General features: G+C 72.1%; 16 protein-coding genes. 7 read left to right on the forward strand and 9 right to left on the reverse strand.

Features of this window, described 5'->3' with window-relative positions:
• Nucleotides 1-140: 140 nt before the first annotated feature.
• Nucleotides 141-554 carry an Lsr2 family protein gene (locus ABZW17_RS39700; RefSeq protein WP_354825971.1) on the reverse strand — a complete coding sequence of 138 codons (414 nt, stop codon included), beginning with the start codon at nt 552-554 and terminating at the stop codon, nt 141-143.
• A 141-nt stretch (nt 555-695) separates the two neighbouring features.
• On the opposite strand from ABZW17_RS39700, the gene ABZW17_RS39705 reads away from it, so the two are divergent.
• Nucleotides 696-2,084: an NAD(P)/FAD-dependent oxidoreductase gene (locus ABZW17_RS39705; RefSeq protein ID WP_354825973.1), complete on the forward strand. Its 1,389-nt coding sequence runs from the start codon at nt 696-698 to the stop codon at nt 2,082-2,084.
• Between the two features lie 4 nt (nt 2,085-2,088).
• On the opposite strand, the gene ABZW17_RS39710 is transcribed toward ABZW17_RS39705, so the two are convergent.
• On the reverse strand, nt 2,089-3,843 hold the full coding sequence (locus ABZW17_RS39710) for a hypothetical protein (protein ID WP_354825976.1): 1,755 nt from the start codon (nt 3,841-3,843) through the stop codon (nt 2,089-2,091).
• A 273-nt stretch (nt 3,844-4,116) separates the two neighbouring features.
• On the opposite strand from ABZW17_RS39710, the gene ABZW17_RS39715 reads away from it, so the two are divergent.
• Nucleotides 4,117-4,620: a DUF3145 domain-containing protein gene (locus ABZW17_RS39715; RefSeq protein ID WP_354825979.1), complete on the forward strand. Its 504-nt coding sequence runs from the start codon at nt 4,117-4,119 to the stop codon at nt 4,618-4,620.
• 31 nt (nt 4,621-4,651) lie between these two features.
• Nucleotides 4,652-5,245 (forward strand): hypothetical protein, encoded by a 594-nt coding sequence (locus tag ABZW17_RS39720; RefSeq protein ID WP_354825981.1) that lies wholly within the window; start codon nt 4,652-4,654, stop codon nt 5,243-5,245.
• Between the two features lie 51 nt (nt 5,246-5,296).
• On the opposite strand, the gene ABZW17_RS39725 is transcribed toward ABZW17_RS39720, so the two are convergent.
• The 6 genes from ABZW17_RS39725 to ABZW17_RS39750 form a co-directional block, all read right to left on the reverse strand.
• Nucleotides 5,297-6,541, reverse strand: a complete 1,245-nt coding sequence (locus ABZW17_RS39725) for a beta-ketoacyl-[acyl-carrier-protein] synthase family protein (protein WP_354825983.1) — start codon at nt 6,539-6,541, stop codon at nt 5,297-5,299.
• Nucleotides 6,542-6,569: 28 nt separating this feature from the next.
• Complete coding sequence (locus ABZW17_RS39730) at nt 6,570-6,815, reverse strand: acyl carrier protein (protein ID WP_004559006.1); 246 nt, start codon at nt 6,813-6,815, stop codon at nt 6,570-6,572.
• 75 nt (nt 6,816-6,890) lie between these two features.
• The gene (locus ABZW17_RS39735) at nt 6,891-7,874 is read right to left on the reverse strand and encodes a beta-ketoacyl-ACP synthase III (protein ID WP_354825985.1); all 984 of its coding nucleotides are present in this window, start codon (nt 7,872-7,874) and stop codon (nt 6,891-6,893) included.
• Nucleotides 7,871-8,794, reverse strand: a complete 924-nt coding sequence (locus ABZW17_RS39740; RefSeq protein ID WP_354825988.1) for an ACP S-malonyltransferase — start codon at nt 8,792-8,794, stop codon at nt 7,871-7,873. The genes ABZW17_RS39735 and ABZW17_RS39740 overlap by 4 nt, the downstream gene beginning before the upstream one ends.
• A gap of 185 nt (nt 8,795-8,979) precedes the next feature.
• Nucleotides 8,980-9,420 (reverse strand): VOC family protein, encoded by a 441-nt coding sequence (locus ABZW17_RS39745; protein ID WP_354825990.1) that lies wholly within the window; start codon nt 9,418-9,420, stop codon nt 8,980-8,982.
• 81 nt (nt 9,421-9,501) lie between these two features.
• Nucleotides 9,502-10,716, reverse strand: coding sequence for a helix-turn-helix domain-containing protein (locus ABZW17_RS39750; RefSeq protein WP_354825993.1), 1,215 nt, complete (start codon nt 10,714-10,716; stop codon nt 9,502-9,504).
• A gap of 118 nt (nt 10,717-10,834) precedes the next feature.
• Here ABZW17_RS39750 and ABZW17_RS39755 point away from each other — a divergent pair, with 118 nt between their 5' ends.
• The 4 genes from ABZW17_RS39755 (at nt 10,835) to ABZW17_RS39770 (ending at nt 14,794) form a co-directional block, all read left to right on the forward strand.
• Nucleotides 10,835-11,743: an ATP-binding cassette domain-containing protein gene (locus ABZW17_RS39755; RefSeq protein WP_354825996.1), complete on the forward strand. Its 909-nt coding sequence runs from the start codon at nt 10,835-10,837 to the stop codon at nt 11,741-11,743.
• Nucleotides 11,740-12,960, forward strand: a complete 1,221-nt coding sequence (locus tag ABZW17_RS39760) for an ABC transporter permease (RefSeq protein WP_354825999.1) — start codon at nt 11,740-11,742, stop codon at nt 12,958-12,960. The genes ABZW17_RS39755 and ABZW17_RS39760 overlap by 4 nt, the downstream gene beginning before the upstream one ends.
• Nucleotides 12,961-13,233: 273 nt before the next feature.
• Nucleotides 13,234-14,007 (forward strand): hypothetical protein, encoded by a 774-nt coding sequence (locus ABZW17_RS39765; protein WP_354826001.1) that lies wholly within the window; start codon nt 13,234-13,236, stop codon nt 14,005-14,007.
• A 148-nt stretch (nt 14,008-14,155) separates the two neighbouring features.
• Complete coding sequence (locus ABZW17_RS39770; protein ID WP_354826003.1) at nt 14,156-14,794, forward strand: nicotinamide mononucleotide transporter family protein; 639 nt, start codon at nt 14,156-14,158, stop codon at nt 14,792-14,794.
• Here ABZW17_RS39770 and ABZW17_RS39775 read toward each other — a convergent pair.
• Complete coding sequence (locus tag ABZW17_RS39775) at nt 14,775-16,385, reverse strand: L-lactate permease (RefSeq protein WP_354826006.1); 1,611 nt, start codon at nt 16,383-16,385, stop codon at nt 14,775-14,777. The two genes, ABZW17_RS39770 and ABZW17_RS39775, sit on opposite strands and share 20 nt — an antisense overlap.
• Nucleotides 16,386-16,414: the final 29 nt, after the last annotated feature.

Raw genomic sequence — 16,414 nt, forward strand, 5'->3', positions numbered from 1 at the left:
CCTCGGGCCCGCCCGCGGCCGCCCCGCGCCCCTCTTCAGCGGCCCGCGTCGGCTGGGCGGGGGGTGTTCGTGTGTGTTTAGGCGCGTTCTAACACGCCTTACCACTCACGACACCGGGGCGCGCTCTGTCTACTTTGGACTTACTCGGCCGCCGAGAAGGTGACGGTCGGGATCTTGCGCGCGGTCGCCCGGGTGCTCTTCGGCTCCGCGGCCTTCTTGGTGCGCGTGGCCTTCGCGGGTTCGACCGGGACGCTGGCCTTCGTCGGGGTGGCCTTCACCTTGACTGGCGCGGCCTTGGTGGCCTTGGCGGGCGTCGCCTTCGTTCTCGCCGGCGGGGTCTTCGGCGCGCCGGGGACGATCCGCGGGCGGTTCTTGCGGCCGCCGGTGCGGCGCCCGGCGTCGGCGTACCGCTGCAGGAGCTCGCGCAGCGCCTCGGCGTTGGCGAAGGAGAGGTCGATGTCGTAGTCGATGCCGTCCAGCCCGAACCCGACGGTCTCCGCCGCGGGCTCGCCGGTCAGATCATCCAGCACCTGCACCGCCGTGTTCTTGGCCACGACAAACCTCCCGTGCTCGAACGTGTGATGTGTTCGCGTGCACCGGGCCGACGGCATCCGGTGCCGCCGGAACTTGCAGCTTCCTGACCGAGGATAGCCGCTGGCTTGCGTGATCCCGCGTGGTGGTGTGCGCTGAACCCCATGGCTGGAGAGACTTTTGACGTAGTGGTGATCGGCGCGGGTCCGGTGGGGGAGGTGGCCGCCGAACGAGCGGCTCGTGGAGGCCTGAAGGTCGCCCTCGTCGAGCACGAACGCTTCGGCGGCGAGTGCTCCTACTGGGCCTGCATCCCGAGCAAGGCGTTGCTGCGGCCGGGAAATCTCCTCGCCGCGGCCAAGCGGGTGCCCGGCGTGCCGGTCGGCGACCGGCTCGACCCGGCGGCGGTGTTCGCTCGCCGTGACTGGTTCACCGGCAAGGGTGACGACTCGGGGCAGGTCGACTGGGCGCGCGGCGCCGGCATCGAGCCCGTCCGCGGGCACGGCGAGATCACCGGTGAGCGGGAGGTGACGGTCGGCGGCGACCGCGTGCTGACCGCGCGGCACGCGGTGATCGTCTGCACCGGCAGCGTGCCGAGCACCCCGCCGATTCCGGGGCTCGACACGATCCGGCCGTGGGGTTCGCGGGAAGCGACGTCGGCGTCTTCGGTGCCGGGCCGGCTCGGCGTCCTCGGCGGTGGCGTGGTCGGCGTCGAGATGGCGCAGGCGTTCGCTTCCCTGGGGTCGGAGGTCCACCTGGTGATCACCGGCCCGCGGCCGCTGCCGCGCAACGCGTCCTTCGCGGGTGATCTCGTGCTGCAGGGGCTGCGGGACGCCGGGGTCCGGGTGCACGCGGATTCGGGGGTGTCCTCGGTGGCCGCCGGTGACGCCGGGACGACGTTGACGCTCAAGGACGGTTCGACGCTCGTCGTCGACGAGTTCCTGGTCGCGACCGGCCGCCGTCCCGCGACCGCCGGGCTCGAGCGCTTCGGCATCGAGCCCGGGCAGCCGCTGGAGGTCGACGACACCGGCCGCGTGTCCGCAGTGGACGGTGGCTGGCTGTTCGCGGCGGGCGACGTCACCGGCCGGGCCCCGCTGACCCACCAGGGCAAGTACGGCGCCCGTGCGGCCGGGGACACCGTGGCGGCGCTGGCCGCGGGCAAACCGGTGTCCTCGGAGCCGTGGAGCCCCTTCACCGCGACGGCCGACCACCACGCGGTGCCGCAGGTGGTGTTCACCGACCCCGAGGTCGCGGCGGTGGGCCTGGCGGACGCGCGGCCGGGCTCGGCGGACCGCGTCGTCGACATCGACATCGCGGTGGCGGGCTCGTCGCTGCACGCGGACGGCTACACGGGCAAGGCCCGGATGGTCGTCGACACGAAGCGGAACGTCCTCCTGGGTGTGACGTTCGTCGGTCAGGACGTCTCGGAGCTGCTGCACTCGGCGACGATCGCGATCGTCGGGGAGGTGCCGCTGGACCGGCTGTGGCACGCGGTGCCGTCGTTCCCGACGATCAGCGAGGTGTGGCTGCGCCTGCTGGAGGCGTACGGGCTCTGAGGAATTACTGGGCGGGTAGGTCGAGGGCGGCTTTCGCGGCCCGGACCAGGCCGGGATCGTCCGCAGTGGACGGTCCCGGCGCCCAGACGGCCTGCACGACCCGGACGGAGCTGCCGTCGAGCTTGCTGGCGTAGGCGGCGTTCTCGAACCGCGGGGCGGCGGTGGAGCCCCACTGGCCGGTCTCGGCGGCGAGGTCGAGGATGCCCCCGCCGCCGGGCGTGTCGGCAACGGCCTTGAAGGCGGCGGCCTGCGCGGCATCGGGGAAGGCGACGATCCCGACGGTGACAGCCCCGGGCCGCCCGTCGATGGTGGCGGCGTAGCTGGCGCGTTGGACGCCTGAGCAGCTGGTTTGCTGAAGGCTGGCCTGGGCGTCACCGAAGGCGTGCGAGGCGCACCCCTGATCCTTGGCGGCGGCGCGCAGGGCGAACTCGAGGCTCGGCGGCTTGGGAGCGGCACTACGCGCAACGGAGGGCGGCGGTGGCGCAGCGGCGACGGGCGCGGCGGCGGTGCGGTCTCCGGCGGTGGCGACGACGATCGCGGCGACGGCGAGGAGCACGAGCACGGCGATGGCGCCGAGGGGGACCCAGCGGACGGTCCGCGACGCCGCGGGGGCGGGGCTGGGGCTGGGGCTGGGCTGCGGGCGGGGGTGCGGGGAAGGCTTGGGAGCGCCGGGGGCGGGCAGGGCGGGCCGGGGTGCGGCTGCGGTGGGCAGGGGTGTGGCCGGGGCTTCGGCGAGAGGCGCGGGGACCTCGGCGGCTTCGGCGGCGTGGCCGGCCGGTTCGGGTGTGGTGGGCCGTGGTGCGGGGTTTTCGACCTTTTCGGGCCCGGGGAACACGGGCAGCGCCCGAGAATCAGGGGCCGGGTCCAGCTCCGTCCCGGCCGGTGTCTCGGTGCGCTCGGCTTCCGCATCGGCCGGGGGAACCTCGGCAGGGGAGCCGAGGGTCTCCGCGACCTCGGGCTCTGCGGCGGCCGGTGTCTCGGCTTCCGCATCGTTGGCCGCCGGGCTCTCCGCAGCGGGTTCGGAGCTCTCCGCAACAACCGGCTCTGCAGAGGCCGGCGTCTCGGTCCGCCAGTCACTCAACCCCACCGCAACCGGAGCCCCAGCCGCCTCCCCCGGTCCATCGTCCCAAAGGGACTCCGGCGGCGCATCGTCCGTCAGGCGGCTGAAGCCCTCGCCCAGCAGCACCTCGTCCGAAAACTCCGGTGCCGAAGGCACCAGCCCCTTGATCAGCGCCCGCACCTGGTCCACCGAGCGGGGCCGGTGGGCCGTGGCCAGGGACACCGTTGCCGCCAGCATCGTCGTCGGGGTCGGGTGGAGCACTCGCACCGGGCCCGCCAGGTCGGCCGCCGGCTGGTCGACCGTCTCCACGTACGGTCCCACCGCGATGATCGTTCCCACCGGTGCCGTCCCCGGGACCAGTGAGGCGATCCGCCGCTCGCACGCCTGGGACAGGTCCAGGGCCTCCGTGGCCGGGTTGACCGCGTCGTCGTCCGTGACCAGGGGCCAGCCGTCCGCCTTCCACGGGGCTCCCAGCGGGGCCTCCAACCGCAGCGCCGGGTCCGGCAGGTCCACGCCGATGACGATGATCACCCCGTGGGGGAGCAGGACCACCGCCTCGATCGGGCGCTCCGTCACCGAGCCGACACCGATCAACGCGATGCCGCCGATCATGGTGCTGCCGCGGCCCAGGGACGCCAGTGCCGCCCGGACGTCGTCGGCGACCCGGGACTGCTGCCGCTCCAGGCGCACCAGTCGCACCGAAAGCCCCTTTCCGCTCGTCGTTCCGGGTCATCACGCTAGCGCGCCCAGCGCAGCGAACCGCGCGACACGGGGACGGCACGGCGCGGTGCCCTCCGAAAGTGGGGCGGCGGGTGACTTGTGGTGTTCATGTGGCCAAACGGCACGGTTGGGGTGCAGAATGTGCTACAACGCATCGGAGGCGGCATTCGGGAGCCGCGCTGAAGCCGTTCCGCAGCTCGAGACAGGGCGTAGGGGAAGACGTCCCTCGTCGAGCAACAAGCGGAGGTAGCAGTGAGCACCCGTGGCAGCACCCGAGGTGTGGTGTACGTCCACTCGTCGCCGTCTGCGGTGTGTCCGCACGTCGAGTGGGCTCTTTCGGGCACCCTGGGTGCCCGCGTTGACCTGAAGTGGACGGCGCAGCCGGCCAGTCCGGGTCAGCTTCGCGCTGAATGCGGCTGGCGCGCGCCCGCGGGCACCGGCGCCAAACTGGCGTCCGCCCTCAAGGCGTGGCCGATGATTCGGTTCGAGGTGACCGAAGAGCCCAGCGCGGGCGTCGACGGCGAACGGTTCTGCTTCGCGCCCGGCCTCGGCCTGTGGCACGGCCGGACCAGCGCCAACGGCGACATCGTGGTGGGCGAAGACCAGCTGCGCGCCCTCGTGAGCATGACGCGCGGCGGCGAGTCGCTCGCGCACAAGCTCGACGAACTCCTCGCCGCGAGCTGGGACGAGGCGCTCGAGCCCTACCGCCACGCCGGCGACGGCGCGCCGGTGACCTGGCTGCACCAGGTCGGCTGAGCCACGGGCGGGGGCCGGTACGCTCTCCGGGGTGACCACCCCCGCCCCCGGCTCCCGCCAGCGCTGGCTGGTGCCCGTCGTGGTCGTCGTGCTGTCGGTGACCGTCGGCGGCGGCCTGCTCGCGCGCGAGCTCTACCGCCGGCCCGACCAGCCCGCCGACGACACCTCCGTCGCGGTGCCGCCGCCGTCCTCGGCCAGCAGCGGCGCGCCGGGCGCGGCCGGCGAAGTCGGGATGACCGACGACGCGCGGGCCCACCCGCAGGCCGACACCGTCCGCCGGGTGCTGCAGAAGTACTTCGAGGCCATCAACACCAAGCAGTACCCGCTGTGGACCGACGTGGTCACCGACGAGCGGGCCGCCGCCCAGTCGCAGAGCGACTGGAAGAAGGGCGTTCGCACCACAAAGGACAGCGACGCCCTCGTCTACCGGATCGAGCGCTCGTCCGGGAACTCGCTGCGGGTCCTGGTCGGGTTCACCAGCCGGCAGGCCCCCGAGGACGCCCCGCTGTTCTTCCGCGAGTCCTGCATCAAGTGGCGGCTCGTCATGCCGATGGTGGTCGAGGACAAGGCCCTGAAGGTCGCCGCCGTCGACGGCGGGCCGCCGCCCGAACACGAAAAGTGCTGAACGCGAAGAAGGGCCCGGCCGAAGCCGGGCCCTTCTTCGGTTGCGAAAACCTCAGGCCGTGAACAGCAGCGCGGTGTTGTGCCCGCCGAAGCCGAACGAGTTGCTGATCGCCGCGGTCAGCTCGACCTTGCGCGGCTCGCCCGCGACGACGTCCAGCTGCACCCGCGGGTCCAGGTCGGTCAGGTTCCGGGTGGCCGGCACGATGCCGTGGTAGAGCGACAGGATCGTGATGATCCCCTCGACCGCGCCCGCGCCGCCGACGAGGTGGCCGAGCGAGCCCTTCGGCGCCGTCACGACCGGGTGTTCCCCGACCGCGTTGCGGATCGCCGCCGCTTCGCCGATGTCACCGACCACAGTGGACGTCGCGTGCGCGTTCACGTGCCCGATGTCCGCGGCGGTCACGCCGGCCATCTTCATCGCCGCGCGCATCGCGGCGATCTGGCCGACGCCCTCGGGGTGGTTGCCCGTGATGTGGTAGGCGTCCGAGGTGATGCCGTGCCCGGCGATCGTCGCGTAGACGCGCGCCCCGCGGGCCTTCGCCAGGTCCGCGCGCTCCAGGATGACCACGCCGGCGCCCTCGCCGAGGACGAAGCCGTCCCGGCTGGAGTCGAACGGCCGCGACGCGCTCGCCGGGTCGTCGTTGCGGGTGGACACCGTGCGGGCCTGGGCGAACCCGGCCAGCGTGATCGGGTGGATGCACGCTTCGGCGCCCCCCGCGATCACGACGTCGGCGCGCCCGGAGCGGATCATCTCCACCCCGCTGGCGATGCCTTCGGCGCCCGAGGCGCAGGCCGAGGCCGGGGAGTGCACCCCGGCCCGCGCCTTGAGGTCGATGCCCACGTGCGCGGCCGGGCCGTTCGGCATCAGCATCGGCACGGTCAGCGGCGACACCTTGCGGAGACCCTGCTGGTGCAACAGGTCGTTCTGGGTGAGCAGGGTGACGGGGCCGCCGATGCCGGTGCCGATCGACACGCCGAGGCGGTCGGGGTCCACATCGGTGTGCTCGTCGGTCGGCTCGGTGTACCCGGCGTCGGCCCACGCCTGCCGGGCGGCGATCAGCGCGACCTGCTCGCAGCGGTCCAGCCGGCGGGCCTGCACCCGCGGGAGGACCTCCGAGGGATCGACGGCCAGCTGGCCACCGATCTTGACGGGTAGCTGCAGCTCCTCGACCCAGTCGGCCTCGATCGCCCGGACCCCGCTCCGCCCGGCCAGCAGACCGTCCCAGGTGGACGTGACGTCCCCACCGAGCGGTGTGGTGGCGCCGAGACCGGTGATCACGACGTCGAAGTTGCTCATTCGAGTCTCCTCAAGGAGGGAAGAGGACTTACTTGGAGTTGGCCGACACGTAGTTCACGGCGTCGCCCACGGTCTTGAGGTTGGCGAGCTCGTCGTCCGGGATCTTGACGCCGAACTTGTCCTCGGCCTGCACGGCGATCTCGACCATCGACAGCGAGTCGATGTCCAGGTCGTCCACGAACGACTTCTCGGCGGTGACGTCGTCCTGAGCCACACCGGCCACCTCTTCGACGATCTCGGCGAGGCCGGCGAGGATCTCAGCGTTGTCAGCCATGGGGTAGTTCCCTTCTCGGTCTATCTGGGGGTCTTTTTCACCACGGGCGAGTGCCCGCGGGGAGCGTAACGGTGATCAGGGGCAGATGAACGCCTGCCCGGCGTAGGACAGGCCCGCGCCGAACCCGACCGCCAGCACCACGTCGCCGGGCTTCGCCGTCCCGGCCTTGCGCATGTGGTCCAGCGCGAGCGGGATGGACGCCGACGAGGTGTTGCCGGAGAACCTGATGTCGTCGGCGACGACCATGTCGTCGCGGGCGCCGTTGGCCCGCAGCTTCTTCGCGATCGCCTCGACGATCCGCAGGTTGGCCTGGTGCGGGATCAGCACGTCCACATCGGACGGCTTCAGCCCGGCGGCCTCCAGCGCGCCCAGCGCGATCGGCGCGATCTTCGTGGTCGCCCACCGGAAGACCGACTGGCCCTCCTGGTAGATGTACTTCTCGTCGCGCATGTAGATCAGGTCGACCAGGTCACCCGCGCTGCCCCACGACACCGGGCCGATCTCCGGCTCGTCGGACGGGCCGACGACCGCGGCGCCCGCGCCGTCGGCGAAGATGATCGCGTTGGCCCGGTCGGTCGGGTCGACCGAGTCGGTGAGCTTCTCCGCCCCGATGACCAGGACCTTCTTCGCCGAGCCGGCCCGCACGAGGTCGGAGGCGACGCCGAGGCCGTAGCAGAACCCGGCGCACGCGGCGTTGAGGTCGAACGCGCCGGGGCTGGGGATGCCGATCCGGGCCGCGACCTGGGCGGCGGCGTTCGGGATCAGCGTCGGCATGGTGCAGTTCGGCAGGATCACCGTGTCCACTTCGGACGGGTCCACGCCGGCGTCGGCCAGCGCGGCGGTGCCGGCGGCGACGGCCATGTCGGTGAGCAGCTCGTCCTTCTCGGCGAACCGGCGCTCGACGATCCCGACCCGGGTCTGGATCCACTCGTCGTTGGTCTCCATGACCTGCGACAGGTCGTCGTTGGTGACGATCTTGGCCGGCTGGTAGCTGCCGACACCGAGCACCCGGCTGCCGCGGGAGCCGGTGGTGAGGCTCAGGGTGGGTCGGTCGGTCACGAGGCGTCCTCCTGGCGCAGCGCCGCCAGCTCGGCCGGCGTCTTCAGCGCGGTGATAGTGGTGACGACGCCCTTGAGCTGCCGCTTGACCAGGCCGGTCAGCGTGCCCGCGGGCGCGAGTTCGATCGTGCGGGTGACGCCGAGCGAGACCAGGCCGTCCATCGTCAGGTCCCACCGGACCGGGCGGGTGACCTGGGAGACCAGCCGCGCCAGGTACTCGGCCCCGCTGGTGACGACCGCACCGTCCGCGTTGGACAGCAGCGGGCGGGTGGGGTCGGCCGGGGTCAGCTCGGCGGCGTGGGCGCGCAGCGCCTCTTCGGCGGGCGCCATGTACCGCGTGTGGAACGCGCCGGCGACCTTGAGGGCGCGGATCTTCGTGCCTTCGAGGGGCTCGGCGACGATCTTCTCGATCGTGTCGGCGGCGCCGGAGGCGACGATCTGGCCGGCGCCGTTGCGGTTCGCCGCGGTCAGGCCCTGCTCTTCGAGCCACGCGACGACCTGCTCGGGGTCCCCGAGCATGACCGCGGCCATCGACGTCGGTTCCAGCGCGCACGCCTTCGCCATCTCGGCCCCGCGGACGGCGGCGAGCGCGACGGCGTCCTCGGCCTTCAGCACCCCGGCGATCGCGGCGGCCGCGAGCTCGCCGACGGAGTGGCCGGCGACCGGGGCGTCCGCGGGCACCGGCGCGGTGGCCTGGAGGTGCTCGAAGGTGAGCAGCGACAGGGCGACGATCAGCGGCTGCGCGATCGCGGTGTCCTGGATCTCCTCGGCTTCGGCCTCGGTCCCGAGGCGGAGCAGGTCGAGCCCCGCGCGCTCGGACCACTGCGCGACGCGTTCGCGCGCGCCGTCGAGGTCGAGCCAGGGCGTGAACATACCGGGGGCCTGGGACCCCTGACCGGGAGCGAGGACTGCTGCTGTCACCCTTCTAGACAACACGGCAGAGGGTGTTTCCCGGGATGCCGACGTTCACAGTGTCTGTGCGGCGTCTTTGTCGGAACCCTCCAAAGACGCGCCGCAGAAGCTCGCGCGTAACCCGGAAGCCTTGTCGGGTTCAATCACCTTTCGCTGTTAAGTCCATCACGTGACGCCCGTCTCGGGGTGGCGCCTCAGGAGAGCTTCTCGGCCAGCGCGACGACGATCCCCTCGGGCCCGCGGAGGTTGCCGAGCCGGTGACCCCCGCCGTACCGCACGACCTCGCCCACGAGCTCGGCGCCGTGCGGGCGCACCCGGGCGATGACGGCGTCCAGGTCCTCGACGGCGAACATGATGCGCCGGAGTCCGTAGGCGTTCAGCGGCGCGCCCGGCCCGACGGCGGCCGGGGCCGCCGGCGCCTGGAACTTCATCAGCTCGAGCCGCCCGTGCCCGTCCGGGGTCCGGACCACCGCCATGTCGCACCGCACCCCCTCGAGCCCGACGAGGAGGTCCACCTCCGGGCCCCCGACCGTGGCCTCGCCCTCGAGCTCCAGGCCGAGGGCGACGAAGAACGCGACCACCGCCGCCAGGTCGTCGACCACGATGCCGACGTTGTCCATCCGCTGGATCGTCATGATTCCTCCCGGGTCACGCGGCCCGGTGGCCGCTCGTGCTCCGGGGACGGAGCCGCGGCCGGGTTCTCGACAGCCGCGGCGTCACCAGAGTCCGCGGGCCCGCGCCAGCCGTCCGACGGTCAGCGCGATCCGCAGCACCAGCGCGTCCCGCGGGTCGGTCGCCTGGCACCCCGTCAGGTCCGCCGCCTTCCGCAGCCGGTAGCGCACGGTGTTCGGGTGGACGAACAGCGTCTTCGCGCACGTCTCCAGCACGCCGCCGCTCTCCAGGTACGCCTCGACCGTGCGCTGCAGCGTCGGGCCGGCCTCTTCCAACGGCCGCGCGATCGTGTCCACCAGCAGGCGTTCGGCCTCCGCGTCGCCCGAGAGCGCGCGCTCGGGCAGCAGGTCCGCCGAGCGCACCGGGCGGGGCGCGCCCGGCCAGCCGACCACCGCCCGCAGGCCCGACAACGCCTCCGTCGCGCTGTGGTGGGCCTCCGCCAGCGTCGGCACCGTCGGGCCGGCGACCACCGGGCCCTCGGCGAACGCCACCGACATCCGGGTCAGGATCTCCCGCTCCTTCACACCGCCGTCGGTCGGGCCACCGACCACGACCACCAGCCGGGAGCCCTGCACCGACAGCAGCACCGGACGGCCGACGCGGGCCGCCCGGCTGCGGACCTCGAACACCACCGTCGGCGGGTCCTCCGACGGCGGGTTGCCGACGAGCACCGTGGCGGCGGCGGAGGGCTCCCAGCCCAGCGCCGTGGCCCGGGACAGCACCGACTCTTCGGCGTCACCGCGGACGATGCCGTCGACGACCAGTGCCTCCAGCCGGGCGTCCCAGGCGCCCCGCGCCTCCGCGGCGGCGGCGTAGGAGTTCGCCGCCGCGAACGCGATTTCCCGGCCGTAGCGCAGGATTCCCTCGATCAGCGCGGCCCGTTCGGCCTCGCTCGCCGCGAAGTCCGGCAGCTGCTCCTCGAACACCTCGATGGCCAGCCGCACCATGCCGACCGCCTGGCGCAGGCTGATCCAGCGCGACAACTCGGCCGGCGCGTCGCGGAACGCCTCGGTCGTGAGCTTCAGGGCCTCTTTGGAGTCCCGCAGCCAGTCGACGAAGCCCGCGGCCCCCGCCTGGGTGATCAGCAGCACGCTCGCGCGCTGGTCGGCGGGCAGCCGGGCGAACCAGGTCAGCCGTCGCTCCATCACCGCGATGCTCGCGCTCGCCATGTCCCCGGACGCGTGTTCCAGCCGCCGGAGCGTCTTCGCGGACAGTCCGTGGTGCTTCGGCACCGGGCGCGGGGCTGGGGTTCCTTCCATGGCGACGCGATCCTACGTGCCCCGCAACTTTCGTAGCCCCCGGCGGCAACGCGCGAGGGTAGGCGGGGCGTCTACGCACTGCCTAGGATCGGGGCGACATCACGAACGGGGGACCGGAATGACCGGTTTGGAAATAGACGGGGTATCCAAACGCTACGGCGACGTGGTCGCCCTGCGGGAAATGACGTTCGACGTCCGGCCGGGGGAGCTGTTCGGCTTCGTCGGCAGCAACGGCGCCGGCAAGACCACGACCATGCGGATCGCGCTCGGCGTGTTGTCCGCCGACGCCGGCGAAGTCCGCTACGACGGCGTGCCGGTGACGCACGAAACGCGCCGCCACATCGGCTACATGCCCGAAGAACGCGGGCTCTACCCGAAGATGAAGGTCGCCGAGCAGCTGACGTACCTCGCGCGGCTGCACGGCATGCCCGCCGCCGACGCGCGGGCGTCGGCGGAGAAGTGGACCGAACGGCTGGGGGTCGCCGGCCGCCGCGACGACGAGGTGCAGAAGCTGTCGCTGGGCAACCAGCAGCGCGTCCAGCTGGCCGCGGCGCTGGTGCACGAGCCGCGGATCCTGGTGCTCGACGAGCCGTTCTCCGGCCTCGACCCGGTCGCGGTCGACGTGATGAGCCAGGTGCTGAAGGAGAAGGCGGCCGAGGGGGTGCCCGTCGTGTTCTCCAGCCACCAGCTGGATCTGGTGGAGCGGCTGTGCGACCGCGTCGGCATCGTCCGCAGTGGACAGATGGTCGCCAGGGGCACGGTCGACGAGCTGCGCGCCGGCGGGGCGGTGCGGCTGCGGGTCGACGTCCCCGAAGCCGGGGACGGGTGGGCCGAGGGCCTGCCCGGGGTGAAGGTGCTGGGCCGGACGGGCCCGGTGACCGAACTCGAACTGGGCGAGGGCGCCGACGACCAGGCGGTGCTCAAGGCGGCGCTGGCCACCGGGCCGGTCCGCGAGTTCGCCCGCGAGCAGCCGTCGCTGGCCGACCTGTTCCGCTCCGTCGTCACCCACCAGGAGGTTCCCGCATGAGCACCCCGGTCCCGGACGTCCGGATGAGCCCGGCGGCGGCGGTCGGCCTGGTCGCCTCCCGCGAGATCGGCACCCGGGTCAAGTCGAAGGCCTTCCGCGTCAGCACGGTGATCATGCTGCTGCTGATCGTGGTCGGCATCGTGCTGATCAAGCTGATCGCCGGCGGCGGCGGTGCCGACTCGACCGTCGGCTACACCCCGGCCACGGCGCCCCTTTCGGCGCCGCTGAAGGCCGGCGGGCAGGCGGTCGACGAGAAGATCGACCTCGTCCAGGTCGCCGACGAGGCCGCCGGGCGCGCCAAGCTGGCCGACGGCTCGATCGACGCGCTGCTCACCGGCGACGGCAGGAGCGTGCACGTCCAGGTGAAGAAGAACCTCGACGGCAAGCTCGCGAACGTCCTGCAGCTGCTGTCCCAGCAGGTGGCGGTCAACCAGCAGATCGTCGCGCTGGGCGGGGATCCGGCCCGGTTCCAGGCCGCGATCGCGTCCGCGAAGTTCGTCGAGGACCCGCCGCTGGAGAAGCCGTACGACTACAACGGCCAGCAGCTCGTGCTGGGCATCATCGCCGGCATCCTGATCTACCTGTCGCTGATGATCAACGGCCAGACCGTCGCGCAGGGCGTCGTCGAGGAGAAGACGTCGCGGGTGGTCGAGCTGCTGCTGTCGACGATCAAGCCGTGGCAGCTGATGGCCGGGAAGGTGCTCGGCATCGGCGTGGTCGGGCTGATCCAGATGCTCGTCATCGGGATCGGCGGGGTGGTCGCCGGGCTGGCCACGAACGTGCTCACGATTTCCGTTTCGGCGGCCGTGGGCACCGTGATCTGGCTGGTCGTGTGGTACCTGCTCGGGTTCTTCATGTACTCGATCGTGTTCGCCGCGCTCGGGGCGCTGGTTTCGCGCCAGGAAGACGTCGGCGGCGCGACGATGCCGGCGTTGATGTTCGTGATCGCCGGGTACGTGATCGGCATTTCCGTGCTGCCGTCGGATCCGGGCAACACGTTCGTCGAAGTGCTTTCGGTGATTCCGGTGTTCTCGCCGACGCTGATGCCGATGCGGCTGGCGATGGGCGGGGTGCCCGTCTGGGAAGCGGTGATGTCGGTGGGGCTGGTGGTGCTGCTGATTCCGGCGTTGATCTGGCTGGCCGCGCGGATCTACCGGAATGCGGTCATGCGCACCGGGGCGAAAGTGAAACTCCGCGACGCCCTGCGCGCCGCCTGACGTGCTCCCGCTGTTCATCCGGCCCCCGGCGCCCCCGGGGGCCGGCTCGTTTGCCCGGTAACGCTCGAGTTGCCCGGTAATGCTCGAGGCCGCCCGGCGCTTGCGGTTTACGCTGCGCCGGACGGCCTCGTCTCCCCGGTCCCCACCGGTAGAACCAGTATGGCCACGGGTGATCTTCGCGCGCCAGTCGTCTCACTCGATCGTGGGGCGCACGAGTTGCCGCCCCTGGGTACTTGATCGACGATCCGGTGCAAATCCGTGGAGGGAGTCGGTATGGGCCAGCAACTGAAGGACGGGCTCGGGCAGGCGTGGAACCTGGTGGCCACGTTCGTCCCGAAACTCGTGGGATTCCTGATCATCCTGCTGATCGGCTGGTTGATCGCGAAAGCTATCTCGAAAGGGCTGGCGCTCGTGCTCGGGAAAGCCGGTTTCGGGAAACTCGTCGACAGGACGGGCCTGAGCGGGAAGATCGGGCAGCAGAAGATCGACGCGACGGCGATCCTCGTCAAATTGGTCTACTACTTCATTCTGCTGATCGCGCTGCAGCTGGCGTTCGGCGTGTTCGGGCCGACCAACCCGGTGAGCCAGCTGCTCAACGACATCATCGCGTTCCTGCCGCGGATCGTGGTGGCGCTGGTGCTCGTCGTGGTGGCCGCGGCCATCGCGAAGGTCGTGCGTGACGTCGTCGCGTCGGCGTTGTCCGGCCGGGGCGCGGCGCGCCCGCTTTCGCTGGGCGCCTACTGGCTGATCATGGCGTTCGGCATCATCGCGGCGCTCGGCCAGGTGAACATCGCGACGGCGATCACCGGCCCGGTCCTGATCGCGGTGCTGGCGACGATCGGCGGCGTGATCGTGGTCGGCTTCGGCGGCGGCCTGATCAAGCCGGCCCAGGACCGCTGGCGCGGCTGGATGGCGAACATGGAGCACCAGCTGGAGACCCCGCAGCAGCGCACGGGCGAGATGCCCGCCGCCGGGCGGCCGCGCACGACGGTGGGGGCGGACAACACCCCGACCCCGCCGGCGGGCACCCCGCGTCCGCAGGCCTGAGGGGGAGCGTCGCGGGCCCGGCGGACGAGGAAGCCGCCGGGCCCGCGCCGCTCGGGTCCCACGTTCCGGGATGTCTTGCCGCTCACAGTCCCTGGGGAATGCGTCCGCCCAGGAGCATGTTGGGAGCGGTAGGACGAAAGGGGCCGTCGTGGACTTCCTGCTGCACCACGGGATCACCGTGCTGGGCCAGTGGATCTCGATCGCGGAGCTCGCCGGGCAGGTGTTCGCGCTGGCCGTGGTCTTCCTCGCGCAGCGTCGCACCCTGTGGACGTGGCCCGTGCAGGTCGGGGCCACCGTGCTGCTGTTCGCCGTCTACGTCTCCGCGCACCTCGGCGGGCTCGCCGCGCGGCAGGTCGCCATCCTCGCCATCTCCGTCTACGGCTGGTGGGCCTGGACGCGCCGCCAGGATCCGGTGTTCGGCGTCGTCGTCCGGAAGGGCCGGCTCGCCGAACGGCTGGCCATGCTCGGCGCCTTCGCCGTCGGCACCACCGTGATGGCGCTCGTCCTCGACGCCCTGCACGCCTCGTGGGCGCCCTGGCCGGACGCCGCCATCTTCGTCGGCACCCTCGTCGCCTTCGGGGCGCAGGGGCTGGGGCTCGTCGAGTTCTGGCTGGTCTGGCTGGCCGTCGACGCGATCGGCGTGCCGCTGCAGATCTCGTCCGGGCTCTACTTCTCGGCCGCCATCTACATCGTCTTCGCCGGGCTCGTCGTGCACGGCTGGTGGAGCTGGAACCGCTCCGCCCAGCGGGTCGCCGCCCGGCCCGGGGTCACGGCAGCATCCAGCTGAGCGCCGCCGTGCTCTGACCCCACACGATCAGGCACAGCACCAGCAGCAACCCGACGCTCCACGGCAGCACCTTCCGCAGCAGCTTGCCCTCCTCGCCGGGCAGGTTCGCCGCCACGCAGGCGATGGTGAGGTTCTGCGGCGAGACCATCTTGCCGAGGACGCCGCCGGAGCTGTTCGCCGCGGCCAGCAGGTCCGCCGGCAGGCCCGTCTGGTGCGCCGCGGTCACCTGCAGCGCGCCGAACAGCGCGTTGGCCGAGGTGTCGGACCCCGAGACGGCGACGCCGAACCAGCCCAGCACCGGCGAGAGGAACGCCAGGCCGGCGCCCGCGGCGGCGATGAACGTGCCGATGGTCGACGTCTGGCCGGACAGGTTCATCACGTACGCGAGCGCGAGCACGCCGGTGACGGTGAGGATCGCGAACCGCAGCTCCTTGACCGTCGCCAGCCACTCCTGCGCGGTGTCGCCCGCCTTCACCGCCAGCAGCGCCGCCGTGATGACGCCGGCCAGCAGCACCAGCGTGCCGCCGGTGTTGAGGAACGGCAGCGAGAACGTGTTGCCGGAGACCGGTTTCCCGTTCGGCCCGGCGACGTTCAGGCCGGGCCAGTGGAACTTCCAGGTCGCCTTGTCCAGCAGCTTCTTGACCGGCGGCAGCACGGCGATCGAGAAGATCACGATGATGAGCAGGTACGGCAGGTACGCCTTGACGACGTCGCCCCGCGAATCCTCCGGCGGCGTCTCCGCGGTCGCCGTCCCGCCGGTGCCGATCCGGACGGCTTCGGGCACCGGACGGCGGGTCTGGGGCAGCGCCACCAGCGCGGCGGCGCCGGCGAGCGCGGCGCCGATGTCGGCCAGCTGCGGCGACACGTAGTTCGAGGCGAGGAACTGCACGACCCCGAACGCGAGCCCGCAGACGAGCGCGGGCAGCCAGGTGTCCTTCAGGCCGCGCTTGCCGTCCACGATGATCACCAGCAGCAGGGGCACGACCAGCGCGAGCAGCGGCGTCTGCCGTCCGACGATCGACGACACCTCCTGCAGCGGCAGGCCGGTGACCTGGGCGAGGGTGACGACCGGGGTGCCCATCGCGCCGAACGCGACCGGCGCGGTGTTGGCCACCAGCGCGACGACGGCCGCCTTGACCGGGTGGAACCCGACCGCGACCAGCATCACGGCGCTGATCGCGACCGGCGCGCCGAACCCGGCCAGGGCCTCCATGAGGGCGCCGAAGCAGAAGGCGATGATCAGCGCCTGGATGCGCGGGTCGTCGGAGATCCGCCCGAACGAGCGGCGCAGGACGTCGAAGTGCCCGGTCCGCACGGTGAGCCGGTAGATCCACAGCGCGTTGACGACGATCCACATGATCGGCCACAGCCCGAACGCGGCGCCCTGCAGCGCCCCGGAGACGGCCTGGACGACGGGCATGCCGTACGCGGCGATGCCGACGACGAGCGCCACGAGCAGCCCGATGAGAGCGGCGTGGTGGGCTCGCATCCGGACGGCCCCGAGCAGCACCAGGACGGTGGCGAGGGGCAGGACGGCCACGAGCGCGGACAGGCCGAGTGAGCCGAGGGGAGTCAGATCCTGCACGAACACGGGCGACCTCCGTTTCCACGATGCGAAAA

This window comes from Amycolatopsis sp. NPDC004625, assembly GCF_040609695.1.
Lineage (GTDB): Bacteria > Actinomycetota > Actinomycetes > Mycobacteriales > Pseudonocardiaceae > Amycolatopsis.

What these genes read in the sequence shown, in the direction of transcription:
- ABZW17_RS39765 (WP_354826001.1), top strand. Translation starts at nt 13,234, where the DNA reads ATGGGCCAGCAACTGAAGGACGGGCTCGGGCAGGCGTGGAACCTGGTG.
- ABZW17_RS39730 (WP_004559006.1), bottom strand. Translation starts at nt 6,815, where the DNA reads ATGGCTGACAACGCTGAGATCCTCGCCGGCCTCGCCGAGATCGTCGAA.
- ABZW17_RS39755 (WP_354825996.1), top strand. Translation starts at nt 10,835, where the DNA reads ATGACCGGTTTGGAAATAGACGGGGTATCCAAACGCTACGGCGACGTG.
- ABZW17_RS39705 (WP_354825973.1), top strand. Translation starts at nt 696, where the DNA reads ATGGCTGGAGAGACTTTTGACGTAGTGGTGATCGGCGCGGGTCCGGTG.
- ABZW17_RS39725 (WP_354825983.1), bottom strand. Translation starts at nt 6,541, where the DNA reads ATGAGCAACTTCGACGTCGTGATCACCGGTCTCGGCGCCACCACACCG.
- ABZW17_RS39745 (WP_354825990.1), bottom strand. Translation starts at nt 9,420, where the DNA reads ATGACGATCCAGCGGATGGACAACGTCGGCATCGTGGTCGACGACCTG.
- ABZW17_RS39760 (WP_354825999.1), top strand. Translation starts at nt 11,740, where the DNA reads ATGAGCACCCCGGTCCCGGACGTCCGGATGAGCCCGGCGGCGGCGGTC.
- ABZW17_RS39750 (WP_354825993.1), bottom strand. Translation starts at nt 10,716, where the DNA reads ATGGAAGGAACCCCAGCCCCGCGCCCGGTGCCGAAGCACCACGGACTG.